Source organism: Bradyrhizobium sp. I71 (genome assembly GCF_022354745.1).
GTDB lineage: Bacteria > Pseudomonadota > Alphaproteobacteria > Rhizobiales > Xanthobacteraceae > Bradyrhizobium > Bradyrhizobium liaoningense.
Genome location: NZ_CP059398.1, coordinates 2,379,992 through 2,401,802, shown reverse-complemented (window position 1 = coordinate 2,401,802; position 21,811 = coordinate 2,379,992). Strand labels below are relative to the sequence as shown.

The 21,811-nt window shown below is 65.1% G+C and carries 18 protein-coding genes; 16 read left to right on the top strand and 2 right to left on the bottom strand.

The window, feature by feature from the left end; all coding sequences use genetic code 11:
• Positions 1-144: 144 nt before the first annotated feature.
• Positions 145-1,059: a LysR substrate-binding domain-containing protein gene (locus tag FJV43_RS11875; protein ID WP_239627185.1), complete on the bottom strand. Its 915-nt coding sequence runs from the start codon at positions 1,057-1,059 to the stop codon at positions 145-147.
• Positions 1,060-1,333: 274 nt separating this feature from the next.
• Here FJV43_RS11875 and FJV43_RS11870 point away from each other — a divergent pair, with 274 nt between their 5' ends.
• The 10 genes from FJV43_RS11870 to FJV43_RS11825 all read left to right on the top strand — a co-directional run bounded on the left by FJV43_RS11870 (position 1,334) and on the right by FJV43_RS11825 (position 11,321).
• Positions 1,334-2,368, top strand: a complete 1,035-nt coding sequence (locus tag FJV43_RS11870) for an ABC transporter substrate-binding protein (protein ID WP_239627184.1) — start codon at positions 1,334-1,336, stop codon at positions 2,366-2,368.
• A gap of 23 nt (positions 2,369-2,391) precedes the next feature.
• Positions 2,392-3,432: an ABC transporter ATP-binding protein gene (locus FJV43_RS11865; protein WP_239627183.1), complete on the top strand. Its 1,041-nt coding sequence runs from the start codon at positions 2,392-2,394 to the stop codon at positions 3,430-3,432.
• The gene (locus FJV43_RS11860) at positions 3,429-4,304 is read left to right on the top strand and encodes an ABC transporter permease (RefSeq protein WP_239627182.1); all 876 of its coding nucleotides are present in this window, start codon (positions 3,429-3,431) and stop codon (positions 4,302-4,304) included. The genes FJV43_RS11865 and FJV43_RS11860 overlap by 4 nt, the downstream gene beginning before the upstream one ends.
• Positions 4,301-5,107: an ABC transporter permease gene (locus FJV43_RS11855; RefSeq protein WP_239627181.1), complete on the top strand. Its 807-nt coding sequence runs from the start codon at positions 4,301-4,303 to the stop codon at positions 5,105-5,107. The genes FJV43_RS11860 and FJV43_RS11855 overlap by 4 nt, the downstream gene beginning before the upstream one ends.
• Positions 5,108-5,115: 8 nt before the next feature.
• Complete coding sequence (locus tag FJV43_RS11850) at positions 5,116-6,312, top strand: FAD-dependent oxidoreductase (protein ID WP_239627180.1); 1,197 nt, start codon at positions 5,116-5,118, stop codon at positions 6,310-6,312.
• A 30-nt stretch (positions 6,313-6,342) separates the two neighbouring features.
• On the top strand, positions 6,343-6,639 hold the full coding sequence (locus FJV43_RS11845) for a (2Fe-2S)-binding protein (RefSeq protein WP_239627179.1): 297 nt from the start codon (positions 6,343-6,345) through the stop codon (positions 6,637-6,639).
• Entirely contained in the window at positions 6,636-8,054 is a 1,419-nt protein-coding gene (locus FJV43_RS11840) for a (2Fe-2S)-binding protein (RefSeq protein ID WP_239627178.1), read from the top strand. The genes FJV43_RS11845 and FJV43_RS11840 overlap by 4 nt, the downstream gene beginning before the upstream one ends.
• Entirely contained in the window at positions 8,051-9,172 is a 1,122-nt protein-coding gene (locus FJV43_RS11835; RefSeq protein ID WP_239627177.1) for an FAD-dependent oxidoreductase, read from the top strand. Before FJV43_RS11840 ends, FJV43_RS11835 begins: the two co-directional genes overlap by 4 nt.
• 15 nt (positions 9,173-9,187) lie before the next feature.
• Complete coding sequence (locus FJV43_RS11830) at positions 9,188-9,535, top strand: RidA family protein (protein ID WP_239627176.1); 348 nt, start codon at positions 9,188-9,190, stop codon at positions 9,533-9,535.
• A gap of 172 nt (positions 9,536-9,707) precedes the next feature.
• Positions 9,708-11,321 (top strand): ABC-F family ATP-binding cassette domain-containing protein, encoded by a 1,614-nt coding sequence (locus tag FJV43_RS11825; protein ID WP_239627175.1) that lies wholly within the window; start codon positions 9,708-9,710, stop codon positions 11,319-11,321.
• Positions 11,322-11,470: 149 nt separating this feature from the next.
• Here FJV43_RS11825 and FJV43_RS11820 read toward each other — a convergent pair whose 3' ends face one another.
• The gene (locus FJV43_RS11820; RefSeq protein WP_239627174.1) at positions 11,471-12,799 is read right to left on the bottom strand and encodes a dicarboxylate/amino acid:cation symporter; all 1,329 of its coding nucleotides are present in this window, start codon (positions 12,797-12,799) and stop codon (positions 11,471-11,473) included.
• 451 nt (positions 12,800-13,250) lie between these two features.
• Between FJV43_RS11820 and FJV43_RS11815 the strand changes: the two genes are divergently transcribed.
• The 6 genes from FJV43_RS11815 (at position 13,251) to FJV43_RS11790 (ending at position 21,802) form a co-directional block, all read left to right on the top strand.
• Positions 13,251-14,087, top strand: coding sequence for an SDR family oxidoreductase (locus FJV43_RS11815; RefSeq protein WP_239627173.1), 837 nt, complete (start codon positions 13,251-13,253; stop codon positions 14,085-14,087).
• 138 nt (positions 14,088-14,225) lie between these two features.
• A complete protein-coding gene (locus FJV43_RS11810; RefSeq protein ID WP_239627172.1) occupies positions 14,226-16,028 on the top strand; it encodes a cation:proton antiporter in 1,803 nt (600 codons plus the stop codon).
• A gap of 38 nt (positions 16,029-16,066) precedes the next feature.
• The gene (locus FJV43_RS11805) at positions 16,067-16,873 is read left to right on the top strand and encodes an NAD-dependent protein deacetylase (protein ID WP_239627171.1); all 807 of its coding nucleotides are present in this window, start codon (positions 16,067-16,069) and stop codon (positions 16,871-16,873) included.
• Positions 16,874-17,014: 141 nt separating this feature from the next.
• Positions 17,015-19,099, top strand: coding sequence for a hydantoinase/oxoprolinase family protein (locus FJV43_RS11800; protein WP_239627170.1), 2,085 nt, complete (start codon positions 17,015-17,017; stop codon positions 19,097-19,099).
• A 2-nt stretch (positions 19,100-19,101) separates the two neighbouring features.
• A complete protein-coding gene (locus tag FJV43_RS11795) occupies positions 19,102-20,760 on the top strand; it encodes a hydantoinase B/oxoprolinase family protein (protein ID WP_239627169.1) in 1,659 nt (552 codons plus the stop codon).
• A gap of 40 nt (positions 20,761-20,800) precedes the next feature.
• Positions 20,801-21,802: a TRAP transporter substrate-binding protein gene (locus FJV43_RS11790; protein ID WP_239627168.1), complete on the top strand. Its 1,002-nt coding sequence runs from the start codon at positions 20,801-20,803 to the stop codon at positions 21,800-21,802.
• The last annotated feature ends 9 nt before the right edge of the window (positions 21,803-21,811 follow it).

Below are 21,811 nucleotides of genomic sequence, written 5' to 3'. Positions count from 1 at the left end.
CGCTTGCGGGAGAGGGTAGGGGAGAGGGTTCTCTCGGCACAGGGGGCACTCCCAATGAGGAGAGAGCCCCCACCCGGCGCTCCGCGCCGACCTCCCCCACAAGCGGGAGAGGTTGCAGCGAGCCCGGGGCGAGAGTGATTCAACTCAATGCGTTTTGGCAGCGTCCTCGAATTCAACCAGCGCCTTGCGCATGGTTTCGACCAGATCGAGCGCCACCGGCGACGGACTGCGCTGTGCCGGAAAGACCGCGGAGAATTCGAAGTCGATGCGCGGCAGGAAACGTCTCACGACGACACCGCGCGTTGCAAACTCCTGCGCGGTGAAGGGATCGCAGATCGACACACCGAGTCCCGACGACACCATGCCGCACATGATCTCCGACAGCGTGGTCTCGACCCTGAGCACGCGGCGGACATCGTGGCGGTGGAAGACCTGGTCGACGAGGTGCCGGCTCGAAGATCCCGCCGACAGCGAGATGAAGGTCTCGCCCTCGAAATCGCGCGGCTCCAGCACTTCCTTCTCCGCGAGGCGATGACCGGTCGGCAGCACCGCGACGCGCGCCAGTGCCGGCAGTCGCTGGCTCGGCAGGCCGGAATGGGCGATCGGCACCTCGGCAAAGCCGATGTCGCATTGGTTGTTCAACACCCAGTCGACCACGATCGGCGAGATCACGCCGAAGAAGGCAAGGTTGAGGTTGGGCCGCTCCATCAAGAAATGCCCCGCGAGCCGCGGCAGATAGCCGTTCGCCAGCGCCGGCAGCGCGGCGATCCGCAGCGAACCGGTGCGCCGGCCGCGGATTTCCTCGGCAGCCGCGGTGATGCGCTCGAGACCGACGAAGGAGCGCTCGACCTCGGTATAGAGCGCCATCGCCGCCGCGGTCGGGACCAGGCCGGTGCCCCGTCGTTCGAACAGCTCCATCTTGAGAAGCGCCTGGAAGTCGCGCAGCAGCCGGCTGACCGCAGGTTGTGTCACCACCATCAATTTTGCCGCCTCGGTGACGCTGCCGGTCAGCATCGTTGCCCGGAAGGCCTCCACCTGCCGCGAATTGATCCGCGCCATACCCAGAATCCAATCATAATATTTCGGCATGCAGAGGGTGCCATTATTCATTGGACGATGGAAGTATAGGTTGCGATCTTTTTCATCAGAGCTGGAGACAGCCCGCTTTTTCGGCAGATTGGAGGGATTCGAACCTCCAGATCGCGCCAAAGCCCGCCGAGCAGGGGCCGGAGCCCTGATCGGACAGGGATTTGCGCGGAAGGGAATGCGGAAGGCACTCCGGCCGGAGACTTGTCGGCACGTCACCTCATTCCGGTATTGGAGATCGGTCCATATGAAGACTCTTCGCCTTCTGACAGCGGTCAGCATCGCAGCGCTCGTTGCCGCCCCGTCGGTCGCCTCGGCCCAGCAAAAGACCCTCTACGTCGCCGGCTACGGCGGCTCGTTCGAAAAGACGATCCGCGACGAGGTGATCCCGGCCTTCGAGAAGGAGAACGGCGTCAAGGTCGAGTACGTCGCCGGCAACTCCACCGACACGCTGGCCAAGCTTCAGGCGCAGAAGGGCAACCAGCAGATCGACGTCGCCATCGTCGATGACGGCCCGATGTACCAGGCGATCCAGCTCGGCTTCTGCGGCAAGCTCGACGGACTGCCGGCCGATCTCTACGACACCGCCCGCTTCAAGGACGATCGCGCGGTCGCGATCGGCATCGTCGCGACCGGCCTGATGTACAACACCAAGGTGTTCAAGGAGAAAGGCTGGGCGCCGCCGACTTCGTGGAACGACCTGAAGGACACGAAATACGCCAAGCAGCTCGTCATCCCGCCGATCAACAACACCTACGGCTTGGAGGCGCTGGTGATGCTGTCGAAGATGAACGGCGGCGGCGAGACCAACGTCGATTCCGGCTTCAAGATCTTCAAGGAGCAGATCAATCCGAACGTGCTGGCCTATGAGCCCTCGCCGGGCAAGATGACCGAGCTGTTCCAGTCCGGCCAGGCCGTGATCGCGGTGTGGGGCACCGGCCGCGTGCAGAGCTTCGCCAATACCGGCTTCCCCGTCGACTTCGTCTATCCGAAGGAAGGCGCGGCGACGCTGCTGACGACGGCCTGCCCGATCAACAAGCCCAACGCTTCGCCGCTCGCAGCGAGCTTCATCAAGATGCTGCTCGATCCAAAAATCCAGCTCGTGCTGCTGAAGGATTACGGCTACGGCCCGGTGCTGAAATCGCTGGTGATCCCGCCGGAGCTCGGCAAGATGGCGCCGATCGGCGAGCGCGCGGCCAAGCTTTACAATCCGGACTGGACCGTCATCAACGAGAAGCGCGAGGAGTGGACCAAGCGCTGGAATCGCGAGGTCGAGCGCTGATCGGTCGCGGCGGAGACAGCGTCATGGCCTATCTCGAGCTCGATCGGGTCGCAAAGCAGTTCGGCGCGCAGACTGTGGTCGACGACTTCAGCCTGTCGGTGGGGAAGGGGGAGTTCATCTCCTTCCTCGGCCCGTCCGGCTGCGGCAAGACCACGACATTGCAGATGATCGCGGGCTTCCTCGATCCCACGCGCGGCGCGATCCGCCTGGAGGGCAAGGACCTCACCGCGATCCATCCGGCCAAGCGCGGCCTCGGCATCGTGTTCCAGAGCTACGCGCTGTTTCCGCATATGACGGCGGCGGAGAACGTCGCCTTTGGCCTCGAGATGCGCAACGTCGCGCGAGGCGAGCGGGCCGAGCGCGTTCGGGCCGCGCTGGCGATGGTGGGGCTGGCCGGTTACGAGGACCGCCATCCGCGCCGGATGTCCGGCGGCCAGCAGCAGCGCGTTGCGCTGGCGCGCGCGCTGGTGATCAAGCCGAGCGTGCTGCTGCTCGACGAGCCGCTGTCGAACCTCGACGCAAAATTGCGCGAGGAGATGCAGATCGAGCTGCGCCAGATCCAGCGCACCATCGGCACTACCACGATCCTGGTCACGCACGACCAGAACGAGGCGATGTCGCTGTCCGACCGCATCGTGGTGATGAGCCAGGGCAAGATCGAGCAGATCGGCACGCCGCAGGAGACCTACGAGAGGCCGGCCTCGGCCTTCGTTTCGCAATTCCTCGGCAAGACGAATGATTTTCCCGGGATGATCGACCGGGTCGTATCGCCTACCCAGTTGGTGGCAGGCTCCTGGCGCGCGCCGGCGCCGGCCGGGCTCGGCGGACCCGTGACAGTGAGTGTTCGCCCCGAACGAATCGGCTTTGGTGATACGGGGCTCAGCGCCAAGATTATCACGCGCATCTTTCAGGGGAATCACTGGCTGTTTCAGTGCGATACCGAATGTGGTCCGGCCATCGTGATCCGTCAGAACGATGGCAAGCCGCAGCCAGCCGAAGGCGAGGCAGTACGCCTCACGTGGCGGCCGGAGGACATGAGCGTGCGCGGCGGAGCCTCCGTATGAGCATGGCCGCCGACGAACGAAACGCCCGTGCGCCATGGGCGCTGACGACGCCGGCCTTGATGCTGTTCGTCGGCGTGCTGCTGATTCCGCTGGCGATGACGGTGATGCTGTCGTTCCACGATTGGGGCCAGTACAAGGGCATCGAGCCGGTCTTCATCCTCAAGAACTGGCACGAGATCGCGACCGATCCCTACTATGCAGAAATGTTCTGGCGGACGTTTCGCATCGCGATCCTGACCACGCTGCTCACGGCCTTGCTGGGTGCGCCCGAAGCGTACATCCTCAACCGCATGAGCGGCCGCTGGAAGAGTTTTTTCCTGCTCGTCATTCTCGGGCCGCTCTTGATCTCCGTCGTCGCGCGCACACTCGGCTGGGCGCTGCTGTTCGGCGGCAATAACGGGCTCGTCAACAAGCTCCTGATGTCGCTCGGGGTCATGCGCTCCCCCATCCCCTTCATGTTCACCGAGACCGGAATGATTGTCGCGCTCGCGCACGTGATGATGCCGTTCATGGTGCTGTCGGTGTGGGCTGCACTTCAGCGCCTCGACCCCCAGATCGAGAATGCCGCGATGTCGCTCGGCGCGGGCCCTGCGACCATCATCCGCCGCATCATCATGCCGCAGATCCTGCCGGGCGTGCTGTCGGGGGCCATCATCGTATTCTCGCTCTCGGCCAGCGCCTTCGCGACGCCGGCGATCATCGGCGGCCGACGGCTCAAGGTCGCGGCGACGCTCGCCTATGACGAGTTCCTCAACACGCTGAACTGGCCGCTCGGCGCCGCGGTCGCGACGCTGCTGCTGGTCGCGCTGGTGCTGATCGTCGTCGGCAGCAACGCGTTGATCGAGCGACGCTACGCGGAGGTGTTCCGATGAGCCGGAACGGCCCGCTGGCGCTGACCTTCCATGCCATCTTCGTCGTCGTCATGGTGGCGCCGATCCTGGTGGTCTGCCTCGTCGCCTTCACGCCGGAAGGCTTCCTCTCGTTGCCGACCAACGGCTTTTCGCTGCGCTGGTTCAGGACGATCGCGAACTATCCCGAGTTCATCCACGCCTTCTGGGTCAGCCTCGGGCTCGGCGCGCTCTCGTCCTTCGTCGCGCTTCTGTTCGCGGTGCCGGCGGCGCTCGCGATTGCGCGCTACCGCTTCCGCGGCCGTGATGCGCTGGCGGCGCTGTTCCTGTCGCCGCTGATGATCCCGCATGTCGTGCTCGGCATTGCCTTCCTGCGCTTCTTCACGTCGGTCGGGCTGGGCGGCAGCTTCGCCGCGCTGATCGTCGCGCATGTCATCATCGTGTTTCCGTTCGCGCTGCGGCTGACGCTGGCGGCGGCAACCGGCATGGACCGCACCGTCGAGATGGCGGCGGTCTCGCTCGGCGCCGGCGGCTGGACATTGTTCCGCCGCGTGACGCTGCCGCTGATCCTGCCCGGCGTCATCAGCGGCTGGGCGCTCGCCTTCATCCAGTCCTTCGACGATCTCACCATGACCGTCTTCCTCGCGGCACCCGGCACCGAGACGTTGCCGGTGCGCATGTTCCTTTATATCCAGGACAACATCGATCCGCTGGTGACGTCGGTCTCGGCCTGCGTGATCGCGATCACCATGACCGCCCTCATTCTGCTCGACCGCTTCTACGGGCTCGACCGTGTGCTCGCCGGCAAGGGCGATACGGGACGATAGGAGATCTCATGCCTAAAGCGTTTTCGAGCGAAGTGGACGCCGGTTCGCGTGAAGAAAGCGCGTCAAAACGAAAGTCTGAATACGACGTCGCCGTCGTCGGCGGCGGACTGCTCGGCTCCGCCATTGCCTGGGGCCTCGGCCGCCTCGGCAAGAAGGTGGCCGTGCTCGATGAAGGCGATATCACCAAGCGCGCCTCGCGCGCGAATTTCGCGCTGGTGTGGGTGCAGAGCAAGGGCTTGGGCATGCCGGCCTATACGGTCTGGACGGTGCGGGCGTCGGAGGCGTGGGGCCGGCTCGCGTCCGAACTGAAGCAGCAGACCGGCCTCGACGTCTGTCTCCAGCAGAACGGCGGCTTCCATCTCACGCTTGGCGAGGACGAATTCGGCCAGCGCACCGAGCTCGTCAAGCGCATGCACAACCAGGCCGGCGCCGCAGACTACAAGATGGAGATGTTGTCGGCCTCGGAAGTGAAGAAGTCGCTGCCGCTGATTGGCCCCGAAGTCTCCGGCGGCAGCTATTGCCCGCTCGATGGCCATGTCAATTCGCTGCGCACGTTCCGCGCCTTCCACACCGGCTTCAAGGCGTTCGGCATCGACTATTTTCCGGAGCGTCCGGTCTCGGCGATCAGCAAGTCCGGCGGCGAGTTTCGTCTGACGACGCCGGAGGGTGAGCTGCGCGCCGCCAAGATCATGCTCGCGGCGGGCAATGCCAATCAGACCCTGGCGCCGATGGTCGGTCTCTACGCGCCGATGGGACCGACCCGAGGCCAGATCGTCGTGACCGAGCGGACCGTGCCGTTCCTGCCGCATCCACTGACCACGATCCGCCAGACCGACGAGGGCACGGTGATGATCGGCGACAGCAAGGAGGACGAGCTCGATGATCGCACGTTGAAGCATTCGATCAGCGCCGTGATGACGGATCGCGCACAGCGGATGTTTCCGCATCTGTCGCGGCTCAACGTGGTCAGGAGCTGGGCCGGCATCCGCGTGATGCCGCAGGACGGCTTTCCGATCTATGACCAGTCGGAGACGCATCCCGGCGCCTTCGTGGCCTGCTGCCATTCCGGCGTGACGCTCGCTTCCAACCACGCCTTCGATATCGCGCGCATGGTGGCGCAAGGTGCGCTTGAGCCGGAGCTTGTCGGCGCGTTCTCGGCCAGCCGCTTTGGCGGCGCGGGCGCAGCCAACAACAGCGGCTATTAGAGATTCAGGAAGGAGCCAAGGGCCATCCCTATGTTCAGGCGATCCGAACAGGACAAGCGTCCGCAAGTGCAGATCTTCGTCGACGGCGTCGCCGTCGCAGCGCGCCAGGGTGACACCGTCTCCGCGGCGCTCTTGGCCTCCGGCGTCGACGCACGGCGTTCCACCGCAGTGAGCGGCGCGCCGCGTCTGCCTTATTGCATGATGGGCGTGTGCTTCGACTGCCTCGTCACCATTGATGGCGTCGGCAACCGGCAAGGTTGCCTGGTGCCCGTCGTCGAGGGCATGCAGATCGAAATCCAGAAGGGCAAGCGGGAGATCGGAAAATGACTGTGGCTCCCAAGCGCGAAGCATACGACGTGGTGGTGATCGGCGCCGGGCCGGCGGGTCTTGCTGCTGCCGCGACATCCGCCGAGGCCGGCCTGTCGACGCTGCTGCTCGACGAGAATATCGGCCCTGGCGGCCAGGTGTTCCGCGCGATTTCCTCGACGCCGGTCACCGAACGCAGCCAGCTCGGCGCCGACTATTGGGTGGGGGCAAATCTCGTGCAGGTGCTGCATGCGAGCGGCGCCGAAATCATCCATCGTGCCACGGTCTGGAGCCTCGACCGCAACCTCGAGATCGCCGTCTCGATCGGTGGCGCATCCGCTTTCGTCAAGGCCAGGCGCGTGATCCTTGCGACCGGGGCGCTGGAGCGGCCGTTTCCGATTCCCGGCTGGACGCTGCCGGGTGTGATGACGGCCGGCGCGGCGCAGACCATGCTGAAATCATCGGCGCTGGTGCCTGATGGACGCACGGTGATCGCGGGGCAGGGGCCGCTGCTCTGGCTGCTCGCCGCGCAGATCCTCCGCCTCGGTGGCCGCATCGACCGCATCCTCGACACCACCGAGCGCGGCAATTATTTCGCGGCGCTGCCCCATGCCTTCGCCTTCCTGACCTCGCCCTATTTCGCCAAGGGCCTGTCGATGATGCGCGAGGTCAAGGCGAAGGCGCAGGTCGTCTCGGGTGTCACCGAGCTTGCGGCCTCAGGTGATGGCCAGCTCGCCAGCGTGAGCTATGTCGCCGGCGGCAAGCGCGAAAACATCCCGGCCGATCTGCTGCTGCTGCATCAAGGCGTCGTTCCCAACGTCAATCTGGCCATGGCAGCAGGAATCGAGCATCGCTGGGATGATCTGCAATTGTGCTGGTCGCCGGTGTTGGACGCGAACGGTTCGTCGTCGGTCCCCGGCATTGCCATCGCGGGCGACGGCGCGGGCATCGGCGGCGCGACCGCAGCCGTGGTCCGCGGCCGCATCGCGGCGCGCGCGGCCGCGGAAGCATTGGCGCCGGCGGCATCTGCGAAGCTTCCCGCGATGGCAACGCTCCGAGCCGATCTCGCCAAGGCCGAGCGCGGCCGCGTTTTCCTCGACACGCTGTTTCGTCCCGCGCGGCAGTTCCGCATTCCCTCGGGCGACACCATCGTCTGCCGCTGCGAAGAGGTGACGGCCAAGGACGTTCTCGACTCCGTCGCAATCGGCGCGACCGGCCCGAACCAGCTCAAGGCCTATCGCCGCACCGGCATGGGTCCGTGCCAGGGCCGGCTCTGCGGCCTCACCGTCACCGAGCTGATGGCGCAGGCACGCGGCAAGTCCCCGCAGGAGATCGGCTATTACCGGCTGCGCGCGCCGGTGAAGCCGATCACGCTCGCCGAGCTCGCCGCCGTTCCCAAGAGCGAAGCCGACGTCAAGGCCGTGGTGCGCGGATGACCAGGAATGTGGATGCGATCGTCGTCGGCGGCGGCATCCACGGATGTTCGACCGCGCTGCATCTGTGCCTCGCCGGCTTGAAGCCGGTGCTGATCGAGAAGGACTACGCCGGCCGTCATGCCTCGGGTGTCAATGCCGGCGGGGTCCGTCAGCTCGCACGGCACGTCCCCGAAATCCCGCTCTCGATCCGCTCGATGGGAATATGGGAGAAGATTTCAGATCTCCTCGACGACCATTGCAGCTTCGAGAGCCACGGCCAGGTGCTGGTCGCGGAGAACGAGGAGGAGCTTGCGATCTGCCGCGCGCGTGTCGCCGAGCTCAACGCGCTTGGCTTCACCCATGAGGAGCTGATCGACGCGACCGAATTGCGTCGCCTCGTGCCCGCCGTCGCCGAGACCTGTCCGGGCGGCGTGGTCTCGCGCCGAGACGGGGCCGCCAATCCGGCGCAGACGACGACGGCATTCCGCCGCAAGGCCGAGCAACTCGGCGCGACCGTGCGCGAGGGCGTGGCCGCCAGCAACATCCGCTACGGCGACGGACTCTGGCACGTCGACGTCGGCACGGACACCTATGCCGCGCCGGTGCTCGTCAACGCCGCGGGCGCCTGGGCCGGCAAGATCGCCGCCGCGCTCGGTGAGCCGGTTCCGGTCGAGACGGTGGCGCCGATGCTGATGATCACCTCGCGCGTGCCGCACTTCATCGATCCCGTCGTGATCCTGCGCGGGCGAAAACTCTCCTTCAAGCAGTTCGAGAACGGCACCGTGCTGATCGGCGGCGGTCATCTGGCGACGCCCTACCAGGACCGCAACGAGACGGTGCTGGACTGGAAGAGTCTCGCGACCAGCGCGCAGACCGTGTTCGAGCTGTTCCCGGTGATGCGCAGCGCCACCGTCGTCCGCGCATGGGCGGGCATCGAGGCCAGGATGAAGGACGATCTGCCTGTGTTCGGGCCGAGCAGCCGTCACAAGGGCCTCTATCATCAGTTCGGCTTCTCGCTGCACGGTTTTCAGCTCGGCCCAGGCGCTGGCGCCGTGATGGCGGAGCTGATCGTCAACGGCGGCAGCCAGACCCGCGTCAGCGATCTCGGCATCGATCGCTTCCATCCCTCCACGCTCTAACAACAAGAGGACATCATGAGCATCACCCGCAGCATCCGCACGCCCATCATGCACCGCGCCGTCGAGGCAGGCGGCTTCGTCTTCCTCGGTGGCACCATTGCCGACGACACGTCGGTCTCGATGGGCGAGCAGACCCGCAACATCCTCGGCAAGATCGCCGGCTATCTGAAGGAGGCCGGCACCGACAAGTCTCGCGTCGTCAGCGCCTCGATCTTCGTCACCGATCTCTCCGGGAAGAAGGAGATGGATGCGGCCTGGACCGAGTTCTTCGGCGACAATCTCCCCACCCGCGCCACCGTCGGCGTCGCCGATCTCGGCGGCGGCGCGCTGATCGAGGTGGTGGTCACCGCCCTGAAGGGTTGACCGCGCACGGCGACGAAGGACGACAGCGCCTTCCGCGCTGTCGTCCTTCTCGCGTCCCGCCTTGATCTCGCCCTTCCATGGGACTACTTAGAGAGTCCCTCAATCAGGATACTTGTAGCCATGGATATGACCCCGACCGCAAAGCCCACCTGCCTTGCTCACGGGGAATTCCATGCCTGCTTCGATCATTCTGTCGAATCTGTCGCTGTCCACGCCTGACGGCCGTTCTCTTCTCTCCAACATCGATCTGACATTCACGACCGAGCGTACCGGTCTCGTCGGCCGCAACGGCGTCGGGAAAACGACGCTGCTTGCGTCGATCATAGGGGAACATGTGCCCCGATCAGGGCGCGTTCTGATCGACGGCACCATCGGCTTGTTGCGCCAGGATGTGCAGGTTCTTGCCGGCGCGACCGTCGCCGACCTGTTCGGCGTGCGGCAGGCGCTGGAGTTGCTTCGCTGTGCAGAGCGAGGCGATGCCTCTGCGGATGAGATCGCTGCGATTGACTGGACGCTCGAAACGCGGCTTGAGGCCGCGCTGTCGCGCCTCGGGTTCGATCCGTCTCCCGACACGGAGCTGTCTTGCCTGTCTGGCGGCCAGATCACGCGGCTTCGGCTCGCCGCGCTGATCTTCGCCGAGCCCGACTTCCTGCTCCTGGACGAGCCCACCAACAATCTCGACCGGGACGGACGCAAGGCGGTGGCTGATCTGCTCGCCACCTGGCGTGGCGGTGCCATCGTCGTCAGCCACGACCGAGGCTTGCTGGAGACCATGGATGCGATCGTCGAACTTACCTCGCTCGGAGCTACGCGATACGGCGGCAATTGGAGCCGGTATCGCGAGCAGAAGGCCGTCGAACTCGCCGCTATCAGGCATGATCTCGCGCATGCCGAAAGGCGCCTGTCCGAGATCGACGGCAAGGCACAAGAGGCAGCGGAAAGGAAAGCGCGCAAGGACAGCGGCGGAAGGAAGAAGCGCGCCAAGGGCGACATGCCGCGCATCCTGGCCGGCGCACGCAAGGATCGCAGCGAGGACAGCGGCGGCACGAACGCGCAAATCGCCGAGCGGCGGCGCGCAGAGGCCATCCATGCAGTGGACACGGCGCGCCGGCGCATCGAGATTTTTCAGCCGCTGTCGGTCAAGTTGCCCGTGACCGGCCTGCCGGCGGGCAGGGAGGTGCTTTGGCTCGACCGCGTCAGTGCAGGTTATCGGCCGGAGCGGCCGGTCTTCCGCGATCTATCGCTCGCGATCGTCGGTCCGGAGCGCGTCGCGCTGGTCGGACCCAACGGCTCCGGCAAGACGACGCTGCTGAAATTGATCGCCGGCGAGCTGCGCCCGTGCTCGGGCACCGTGCGGGTCAGGCCGGACTTCGCGCTGTTCGACCAGAAGGTCAGCCTGCTCGATCCCAGGATCTCGATCCTGGATAATTTTGGCCGTCTCAATCCAAAGGCGGGCGCGAATGAATGTCGTGCCGCGCTGGCGCGGTTCATGTTTCGCGCCGATGCGGCCTTGCAGATCGCCGGAAGCCTGAGCGGCGGGCAGTTGTTTCGTGCAGGCCTTGCCTGTGTGCTTGGCGGGGTGACTCCACCATCCCTGCTCATTCTCGACGAGCCCACCAACCATCTGGATGTCGAGTCCATCGAAGCGGTCGAGGCCGGCTTGAGAGCCTATGACGGCGCGCTGCTTGTCGTCAGTCATGACGAGGCATTTTTGCAGGCAATCGGGATCACGCGGCGGCTCGATCTCGCCGGCGAACGTGATTCCAAGGGCTCATCATTCGAATAACAAAAACCCGACGCCCTGCCCCCAGCGCGTCGGGTGGAAAAAAATGACTATCAATCCGTGATCGCAGTGCCGTCGTTGTGACGCTTATCCCGCCGGTTTTCCACTCCGGGAAACGACCGCGTCGGAATTGAGCTGCGCCTGCCTTCTACCTACGCGCTTCCGCCCGGTTCCAGTGCTTCGCCGATCTCCAACGGGTGGGCCATGGTCTCGTGCAGTGCGTCGCGGTCGAGCTCGCCTTCGGAGATGCTGATGACGACGCAGGCGACGCCATTGCCGATCAGATTGGTCAGCGCGCGGCACTCGCTCATGAACTTGTCGATGCCGACCAGGATCGCGATCGACTGGATCGGTATGTCGGGCACGATCGAGAGCGTTGCCGCGAGCGTGATGAAGCCGGCGCCGGTGACGCCCGAGGCGCCCTTCGAGGTGATCATGGCGATGCCGAGAATGCCGAGTTCCTGCCAGATGGTCAGATGCGTATTGGTTGCCTGCGCCAGGAACAACGTCGCCAGCGTCATGTAGATGTTGGTGCCGTCGAGATTGAAGCTGTACCCCGTCGGAATGACGAGGCCGACCACCGAGCGCGAGGCGCCGAGATGCTCCATCTTCTGGATCATCTGCGGCAGCACCGTCTCGGAGGATGAGGTGCCGAGCACGATCAGCAGCTCGTCCTTGATGTAGGCGATGAAGCGCAGGATCGAGAAGCCCGCCAGCCGCGCGATCGCGCCGAGCACGACCAGCACGAACAGGATGCTGGTGAGATAGAACGTGCCGATCAGCGCCGCGAGGTTGAGCAGCGAGCCGAGGCCGTAGGCGCCGACGGTGAACGCCATCGCGCCGAAGGCGCCGATCGGCGCGACGCGCACGATGATGCGGATGATGCCGAAGAACATCTTCGCGGCCTTGTCGATCGCATCCGCAATGGGCTCGCCGGCCTTGCCGAGGAAGGCGATGGCGAAGCCGGAGAGGATCGAGATCAGCAGCACCTGCAGGAGGTCGCCGCGCGCGATCGCGCCCAGATAGCTGTCGGGGATGATCGCCATCAGATGGGCGACGATGCCCTCTTCCTTGGCCTTGGTGACGTAGGTCGCGACCGACTTCGGGTCGATGGTGGCGGGATCGATGTTGAAGCCGTGCCCGGGCTGGAGAATCTCGCCGACCAAAAGTCCGACCGCGAGCGCGACGGTCGAGACCGTCTCGAAATAGATCAGCGACTTCAGCCCGACCCGGCCGACGCGCTTGAGGTCGCCCATCGAGGAGATGCCGTGCACCACGGTGCAGAAGATCACCGGCGCGATCATCATCTTGATCAGCGCGATGAAACCGTCGCCGAGCGGCTTCAAGGCCTTGCCGAGATCAGGATAGAAATAGCCGATGAGCACGCCGAGCGCGATCGCGATCAGCACCTGGACGTAGAGGATCTTGTACCAGGGCTGGTGCCGGCGGTGAATGGCTGGCTGGATCGCGATTTGTGTCATGGAGTGTGCCCCGGAACGCATTGATCATGCATGATCTGAATCATGCATGACTTGCATCATGTGATGGCCGCCGCCGAAGCGACAATCACATTTTTGTCTGTTTGCACGAAGATCGATCGCGGAGTCGCAAGCGCGCTTGTTGTCGATCGCAGCCACTAGTCGCCGGTGACGCCGGCGGTAACAAGCTCTCGATGGGGCGGGCTCGCGACCGCACCGATGATCGGAGTGCCCGCCTTTGCAGCTCCAGGCCGGTGGCGCCGCATGCCGATCATCCTCGGTGCGATTGGTGGATATCTATCGTGCTTGCTGTTCGCGAACGGCCTCGCCTCGGCATGCCGATCGACTCCACCCAGCTGCCGGCCACGCCTGTCCAGGAATGCGTGCGGCGTATGCACAACCGGGTGGAACAAAACGCCGGTTCCATCCATGATGACGCATCTGGAGAGAACACATGCCGCAAACTGAACGTTCAACCTCATTTCCTTCGCGCCTCGTCGGTCAGTACGCCCTGGTGACAGGCGGCTCGCAAGGAATCGGCCGCGCCGTCGCCGTCCGGCTCGCCCAGGAAGGCGCAACCGTCGCCATCAACTATTTCGAGAATGTGGAGCGGGCGGAGGAGACGCTCGCGCTCGCTCGGGCAGCTTCGCGCGCGCGCGGCCACGGCGAGCCCGATCATTGCATCGTCAAGGCAAATGTCGGCGATGAGCAGGACATTGCTGCCATGTTCGAGACGATCCTTTCGCGCTGGAAACGTCTCGATTGCCTTGTCAACAACGCCGGCTTCCAGAAGGAATCGCCGAGCGAGGCGCTCGACGTCGAAACCTATCGCCGCATCATCGACGTCAATCTCAACGGTGCCGTGCTCTGCGCGCAGAAGGCGCTCGCTCACTTCGTCGCACGTGGCGGAGGTGGCAGCATCATCAATTGTTCGAGCGTCCACCAGATCATTCCAAAGCCCGGCTATCTCGCTTATTCGATCAGCAAGGGAGGCATGGCCAATCTGACGCGCACGCTGGCGCTCGAATTTGCCGGCCGGGGCATCCGCGTCAACGCGGTGGGGCCAGGCGCGATCGACACGCCGATCAATGCGGCATGGACCGGCGATCCCGAAAAGCGCGGCGTCGTCACCAGCCATATTCCGCTGGGCCGCGTCGGCGCGCCGGAAGAGATCGCCGCCGTGTTCGCCTTCCTCGCCTCGGAGGATGCGAGCTACATCACGGGGCAGACGATCTATGCCTGCGGGGGCCTGACGCTGTTCCCCGAATTCCGGGAGAATTGGGCAAGCTGAACGTCAGCTTTGGACCACGCGCGTCGGCGGCCGCCGTGCCCGCGGAGAAATCAGGGCGGGTTGGGGGCTGCGGCGCCGTGTGCTATCGACCGTGGACGACGCGGCCGTTATTGGCAAGCGCCGATACAAGACGGGCTCGTGACCACAACCATCAACATCAATGCCTATAGCGACGCGCTCGTGGTTCTCGGCACCGCCGGCGTGGTGGTGCCGATCGTGCGCCGCTGGGGCATCAACCCCGTGCTGGGTTATCTCGGCGCCGGCGCCATTCTCGGTCCGCTCGGGCTTGGTTCGCTCGTTCAGAATCTCCCGTTCCTGTACTGGTTCACGGTGACGGACGCGCAGAACGTCGAGGGCATCGCCAATCTCGGCATCGTGTTCCTGCTATTCCTGATCGGGCTCGAACTGTCTTTCAGGCGGCTCGTCACGATGCGACGGCTGGTGTTCGGGCTTGGCGGCCTGCAGGTGCTGGCGACGTCCGCCATGATATTCGGCGCGGCGCTCCTCTCCGGGCAGAGTTCCGATACTTCCGTTATCATTGGCGCGAGCCTTGCGCTGTCCTCGACGGCCATCGTGCTCGAGCTTCTCTCCGCCGAAAGGCGGCTTGCGACCACAGCCGGGCGCGCAAGCTTCTCGGTGTTGCTGGCCCAGGACCTCGCCGTGGTCCCCATTCTCGTGTTCGTCTCGGTGCTCGGTGCAGGCAGCGGTGGCTCGGTCCTGACGCACATCTCCAGTGCGATCCTGAAGGCGGTCGTGGCGGTCGCTTTTCTCATTCTGATCGGACGGCTGCTGATGCGTCCGCTGTTCCAGATGGTTGCGGGAACCCATTCGACCGAGCTGTTTGTCGCGGCGACCTTGTTCGTCATCGTCGGCGCAGGGCTTGCCGCACACCAAGCCGGCCTCTCGATGGCGCTCGGCGCATTCGTTGCAGGACTGATGCTGGCGGAAACGGAGTATGGAAAAGCCATCGAGGCCACCGTCGAGCCGTTCAAGGGCCTGCTGCTCGGCATCTTCTTCTTCACCGTCGGCATGGCCATCGACTTCCGCGTGTTCATGCGCGAGCCCGGTTGGCTGCTGGCTGCCGTGATCGGCATTCTCGCCGGCAAGGCGATCGTGCTCATCATTCTGGGCCGCCTGTTCAGGCTCTCATGGCCGGCGGCGATCGAGATCGGCTTCCTGCTGGGTCCCGTCGGCGAGTTCGCCTTCGTCAGCATCGGCATGGCGGCGGCCGGCGGCCTGATCGAGCCTCGCGTGTCGAGCTTTGTCGTCGCCATCACCGCCGTGACGATGGCCTTGACGCCGCTTCTGGGCGCGCTCGGACGACGACTGGCCGCCAAGCTGGCTGACGAGCGCATCCTCGATCCCGAACTGACGGTTCAGCCGCCAAGTGACCGAACGCAGGCGATCGTGGTCGGCTACGGCCGTGTTGGAAAAGTGGTCTGCTCGCTGCTTACCACCCATGGCGTGGACTACATCGCGGTCGATCACGACCCGATCGCCGTGGCGCGCGACCGCCGCGACGGCCATAGGGTCTTCTTTGGCGACGCGACAGAGCCGGGCTTTCTCGAAGCGTGCGGCCTGATGCAGACGACCGGTGTGATCATCACGATTCAGTCGCGAACGGCGATCGATGCCATCGTCGAGCGGACCCGTGCGGTGCGGCCGGATGTGTTGATCGTTTCACGTGCGCGCGACGCTGATCATGCCCGTCACCTCTATGCAATCGGCGCAACTGACGCGGTGCCGGAAACCATCGAGGCGAGTCTGCAGCTTTCAGAAGCCGCACTGGTCGGCCTCGGGGTCGCGGTCGGACATGCGATAGCCTCGGTGCACGAAAAGCGCGATGAGTTTCGGCGGACATTGCAGCAAGCAGCCCGCACGGCAGACCGGGATAAATCTCACCCGTCGTCTATCTCAGGGCGTCCGTCCCGCCGACAGTGATCTGGAAAAACCCGGCTTCGCGACCTACATCTGGTGCCATGTCAAACCCTCCGCTCCAGGATTTCGTCGGCGGGCACGAACGTCTGTTCGTGCTGACCGGTGCCGGCTGCAGCACCAATTCAGGCATTCCCGATTACCGCGACAGCCAGGGCAACTGGAAGCGGACCCAGCCGGTCAACTTCCAGGCCTTCATGTCGGACGAGCATACGCGCCGGCGCTATTGGGCGCGCAGCCTGATCGGCTGGCGGCGGTTCGGCCAGGCGAGGCCGAACGATGCGCATCATGCGCTGGCCCGGCTCGAGGCGAACGGCCGGTGCGGGATGCTGCTGACCCAGAACGTCGATCGGCTGCATCAGTCGGCCGGCCACCGGCAGGTCATCGACCTGCACGGCCGGCTCGATCTGGTCCGCTGCATGGGCTGCGGCCGCAAGACGCCGCGCGACGAGTTTCAGCACGATCTTGGCCGCGCCAATGCGGCGTGGCTGACGCTCGATGCCGCGGATGCACCTGATGGCGACGCCGATCTCGAGCACGAGGATTTTTCCTCCTTCGAAGTGCCGCCATGCGAAGCCTGCGGCGGCATCCTCAAGCCGGACGTCGTCTTCTTCGGCGAGAACGTCCCGCGCGACATCGTCGCCACCGCGCAGGATCATCTGGCGCAAGCCGATGCCATGCTGGTCGTCGGCTCCTCGCTGATGGTCTATTCCGGCTTCCGCTTCGTCCAGGCCGCGGCGCGCCGCAATATTCCGATTGCGGCGGTCAACCTCGGCCGCACCCGCGCCGACGATCTCCTGACGCTCAAGGTCGAGGAGCGCTGCGAGACGGCGCTTGCATTCCTGCTCTGATCGTGTCGGCGGCGCACACGCCTTGCCTATTGCATAGGTGCCAAGCAGAATAGCCGGGCGCGGCATGCATCTCGTCGTCCATGGCATGGAAATTGCTGCGCTTTTGTCCCCAGTCTTGACGACCAGCACGGAGAATTTGGAATGCTTGAGGGAGCCGAGGTGCGGCTTGCCGTTGATATCGGTGGCACGTTCACCGACATCGTGCTGGACGTGGGGCAAGATCGCAAAACCCGCAAGGTGCTGACCACTCCGCAGCGCCCCGAGCAGGCCGTACTGGACGGCATGCGCCTCATTCTTGCCGATGCACGTGCCCACATCAGCGACATCGACGTCTTCATTCACGGCACGACGCTCGCGACCAATGCCATCATCGAGCGCCGCGGCGCCAAGACCGCGCTGATCGCGACCGAGGGCTTCCGCGACGTGCTCGATATCGGCACCGAAAGCCGCTACGACCAATATGACCTCGGCATCGACAAGCCGAAGCCGCTGGCGCCGCGCAGCCTGCGCTTCACGGTGCCCGAGCGCATCGACGCCCATGGTGCCGTTCGTCTCCCGCTCGACGAAGCGGCGGTGCGCGAACTCGCGCAGAGATTGCGTGAGCTGAAGGTCGAGAGCGTCGCGATCGCGTTCTTGCACTCCTATGCCAATCCCGAGCATGAGCGTCGCGCGGCCGCGATCATCAGTGATGAAATGCCCGGCATCTCCGTGACTGCATCGTCGGCAGTGTGTCCCGAGATCCGGGAATATGAGCGCACATCCACTGCGGTCGCCAACGCCTACGTGCAGCCGCTGATCGATGGCTATCTTGCCCGCATGGCCGATGCCCTGCAGGTCGAGCAGTTTCGCGGCGCCATTTATCTCGTTACCTCCGGCGGAGGCGTGACCTCGATCGAGACCGCGCGACGCTTTCCGGTGCGTCTCGTCGAATCCGGTCCCGCCGGCGGCGCGATCTTCGCGGCCCAGATCGCGGCGCGTCTCGGCGAGAGCAAGGTGCTCTCCTTCGACATGGGCGGCACTACCGCGAAAATCTGTCTGATCGAAAAGTACCAGCCCGAGACCTCGCGCGTGTTCGAGGTCGACCGCGCTGCGCGCTTCCTCAAGGGCTCCGGCCTGCCGGTGCGCATTCCCGTCATCGAGATGGTCGAGATCGGCGCCGGCGGCGGTTCGATCGCGCATGTCGATGCGATGAAGCGCGTCACCGTCGGTCCCGAGAGCGCCTCCTCGGAGCCGGGGCCCGCCTGCTATGGCCGCGGCGGTCAGCGCCCGGCCGTGACGGATGCGGACGTCGCACTCGGCATGATCGATCCCGATGCGTTTGCGGCCGGCACGATCAAGCTCGACCCGGAGCTTTCGAAGCAGGCGCTGCTGCGGGACGTCGGCGAGCCGCTTGGCCTGTCCGCGGAAACCGCGGCCTATGCTGTCCACGAAGTCGTCTGCGAGAACATGGCGAGCGCGGCGCGCGTGCATGCGGTCGAGCGCGGGGAGATTATCGGCCAGCACACGCTGATCGCTTTCGGCGGTGCCGCGCCGCTGCATGCGGCCCGCGTCGCCGAGAAGATCGGCGTCTCCCGCGTGATCGTGCCATCGAATGCCGGTGTCGGCTCGGCCGTCGGCTTCCTGGCTGCGCCCATCGCCTATGAGCTGGTGCGCAGCCGTCATGTCCGGCTCGATGACTTCGACACCGAGGCCGTCTCTGACCTCTTGCAGGAGATGGTGACCGAAGCGCGTGCGCTGGTGGAGCCCGGCGCAGCCGGTGCACCGGTGCGGGAGCGCCGCGCCGCCTTCATGCGCTATGTCGGCCAGGGCCACGAGATATCGGTCGAGCTGCCGAACCGGCGGCTGGCGACCGCCGATCTCGCCGGTCTGCGCCAGAAGTTCGAGGCGGATTATTCCGCGATGTTCGAACGGCCGATCCCGGGGGCTGCCATCGAGGTGTTGAGCTGGTCGGTGCTCGCCACCACCGAGGCGCGCAATCCGCCCACCGTCGCTTCCGTCGCACGCATGCCTGCGGCCAAGGCGTCCGGCAGCCGCAAGTTCTTCGACGGCCGCGCGGGCGAAGTGATCGAGATCCCGCTCTATCGCCGCGAGGACATGGCGCCCGGCGCGACGATTGCGGGTCCCGCCGTGATTGCGGAAGACGAGACTTCGACCTTCGTCTCCAACAGTTTTGACGCCCATATAGACGGTGCCGGCAGCATCGTCATGGAACGGAAGGCGGCTTGATCATGAGCAAAGCAAATGGCGCGAGCCTGATCGACCTTCAGATCATGTGGCACCGGCTGATCGCCGTGGTCGAGGAGCAGGCGCAGGTGCTGCTCCGCACCGCGTTCAGCCCGATCGTGCGCGAATGCGGCGACCTCTCGGCCGGCGTGTTCGACCTCGAGGGGCGCATGCTGGCGCAGGCGGTGACGGGCACGCCCGGCCACGTCAACTCGATGGCGGAATCGGTCAAGCATTTCATCGCTCACTTCCCGATCGAGACGATGAAGGAAGGCGACGCCTACATCACCAACGACCCCTGGATGGGCACCGGCCATCTCAACGACTTCGTCGTCACCACGCCCTGCTTCAAGGATGGCAAGCCGGTGGCGCTGTTCTCCTGCACCAGCCATCTCATGGATATCGGCGGCATCGGCTTCGGACCCGACGCCACCGACGTGTTCATGGAGGGGCTCTACATCCCCATGCTGAAGCTGATCGACCAGGGCGTCGTCAACGAGACGCTGATGGCGATGATCCGCACCAATACGCGGTTGCCGATCGACACCGAGGGCGACACCTATTCCCTCGCCGGCTGCAATGACGTCGGCTGCGAGCGCCTGGTCGAGATGATGACCGAGTTCGGCATCGACACGCTCGACGAGCTCGGCGATTACATCTGCGACCGCTCGCGCGAGGCCGTGCTCGCCGAGATCGCCAAGCTGCCGAAGGGCAGCTGGCGCAATACCATGGTGGTCGACGGCTATGACGCGCCGGTGACGCTGGCTGCGACCCTGACGATCTCGGACCAAGGCATACACGTCGATTTCGACGGCACCTCTGCCGCCTCGAAGTTCGGCATCAACGTGCCCTTGTCCTACACCACCGCCTACACCGTGTTCGGCCTCGGCTGCGTCGTCGCCTCGCAGATCCCGAACAATGCCGGCTCGCTCTCGCCGCTGACGGTGTCGGCGCCGGCGGGCGCGATCCTCAATGCGCCGAAGCCGGCGCCGGTCGCCTCGCGTCACGTCATCGGCCAGATGCTGCCCGACGTCGTGTTCGGCTGTCTGCGCCAGATCATTCCCGAGCGCGTGCCTGCGGAAGGCACCTCGTGCCTGTGGAATCTCAACGTGCGCGGGCAGACGCGAAGCGGCGTCGGCGGCAATTACGGGTTCTCCATGGCGGTGACCTCCAACGGCGGCACCGGCGCGCGCTTCGGCAAGGACGGGCTGTCCGCGACCGCTTACCCAAGCGGCGTGCGCGGCACGCCGGTCGAGATCGCGGAGACGCAGACGCCTCTGATCTTCTGGCGCAAGGAGCTGCGTCCGGATTCCGGCGGGGCAGGGCGCACCCGCGGCGGCCTCGGTCAGATCATCGAAGTCGGCAGCGGCGTCGATGCGCCGTTCGACATTCTCGCTGCGTTCGACCGCATCGATCATCCGCCGCGCGGCCGCGATGGCGGCCGGGACGGCGAGGCCGGCTATGTCGGCCTCAAGTCCGGAAAGAAGCTGCGAGGGAAGGGCTTTCAGCAGGTGCCGCCGGACGATCGGTTGGTGGTGCTGACACCCGGCGGCGCCGGCATCGGCGATCCCGCCAAGCGCGAGCGCGAGGCGGTCAATGACGACGTCGAAAGCGGGCTCGTGTCCGCCGACAAGGCGGTCGCAGTTTATGGGTACTCGCGGTGACGCCTCGGGCGTCGTGCGCGGAGCAAACGGAGGGGTGCAAATGATCACGCGAAGGAATTTCACCGCGGGCGCAGCGACGCTGCTTGCCGCAGGCCACATCTCCACCCGTGCGCGGGCGGCAACGGTGAGCTGGGACATGTCGACGGTGTGGCCCGACGGCAATTTCCACACCCAGAACGCGATGGCCTTCGCCGAGGAGGTCAAGAAGCAAAGCGGTGGCTCGGTTGCCATCACGGTGAAAGCAGGCGGTCAGCTCGGCTTCAAAGGCCCCGAACACTTGCGCGCCGTGCGCGACGGCCTGGTTCCGCTGGCCGACGTCCTCAACATCCAGCAGGTCGGCGACGAGCCGTTCATGGGCGTCGAGAGCATTCCCTTCCTCTGCGGCTCGGTGGAAGAGCTCAAGGTGCTGCACAAATATGTGCGGCCGGAATACGAGAAGATCGCCGCGCGCAACAACCAGAAGATCCTCTACATCGTGCCGTGGCCGACGCAGTATCTGCATCTGAAGGCGAAGGTTGCCGACGTCGAGGGCCTGAAGAACATCAAGATCCGCGTGCCCGACAAGAACGCGGTCGACATGCTGAATGCGATCGGCATGGCGGCCGTGATGATCCCCTGGGGCGAGACGATTCCCGCGCTCGCTTCCGGCGCCGTGGCCGGCGTCTCCACCTCGTCGGTGTCGGGCGTCGACGGCAAGTTCTGGGAATTCCTGAAATACGTCTACCCGACCAACCACGTCTGGTCGTCGCAGATGCTCACCGTCAATCTCGATTCCTGGAAGGCTCTCTCCGGCGATCAACAGAAGCTGGTTGCGGATATCGCGGCGAAGATGGAGCCGGGCTTCTGGGCCAACTCGCTCAAGGCCGACGTCGACAGCCTCAACCGCCTGAAGGAAGGCGGCATGGAGGTGGTGCCGGTCTCGCAAGCCATGATGACGGACATCCGGGCCAAGACTGCGCCGCAGCTCGACGCCTTCCTCAAGCGCGTGCCGGCCGCCGACAAGCCAGTGCGGGCCTATCTCGCCGAAATGAAGCGTGGCTGAGGATGATGT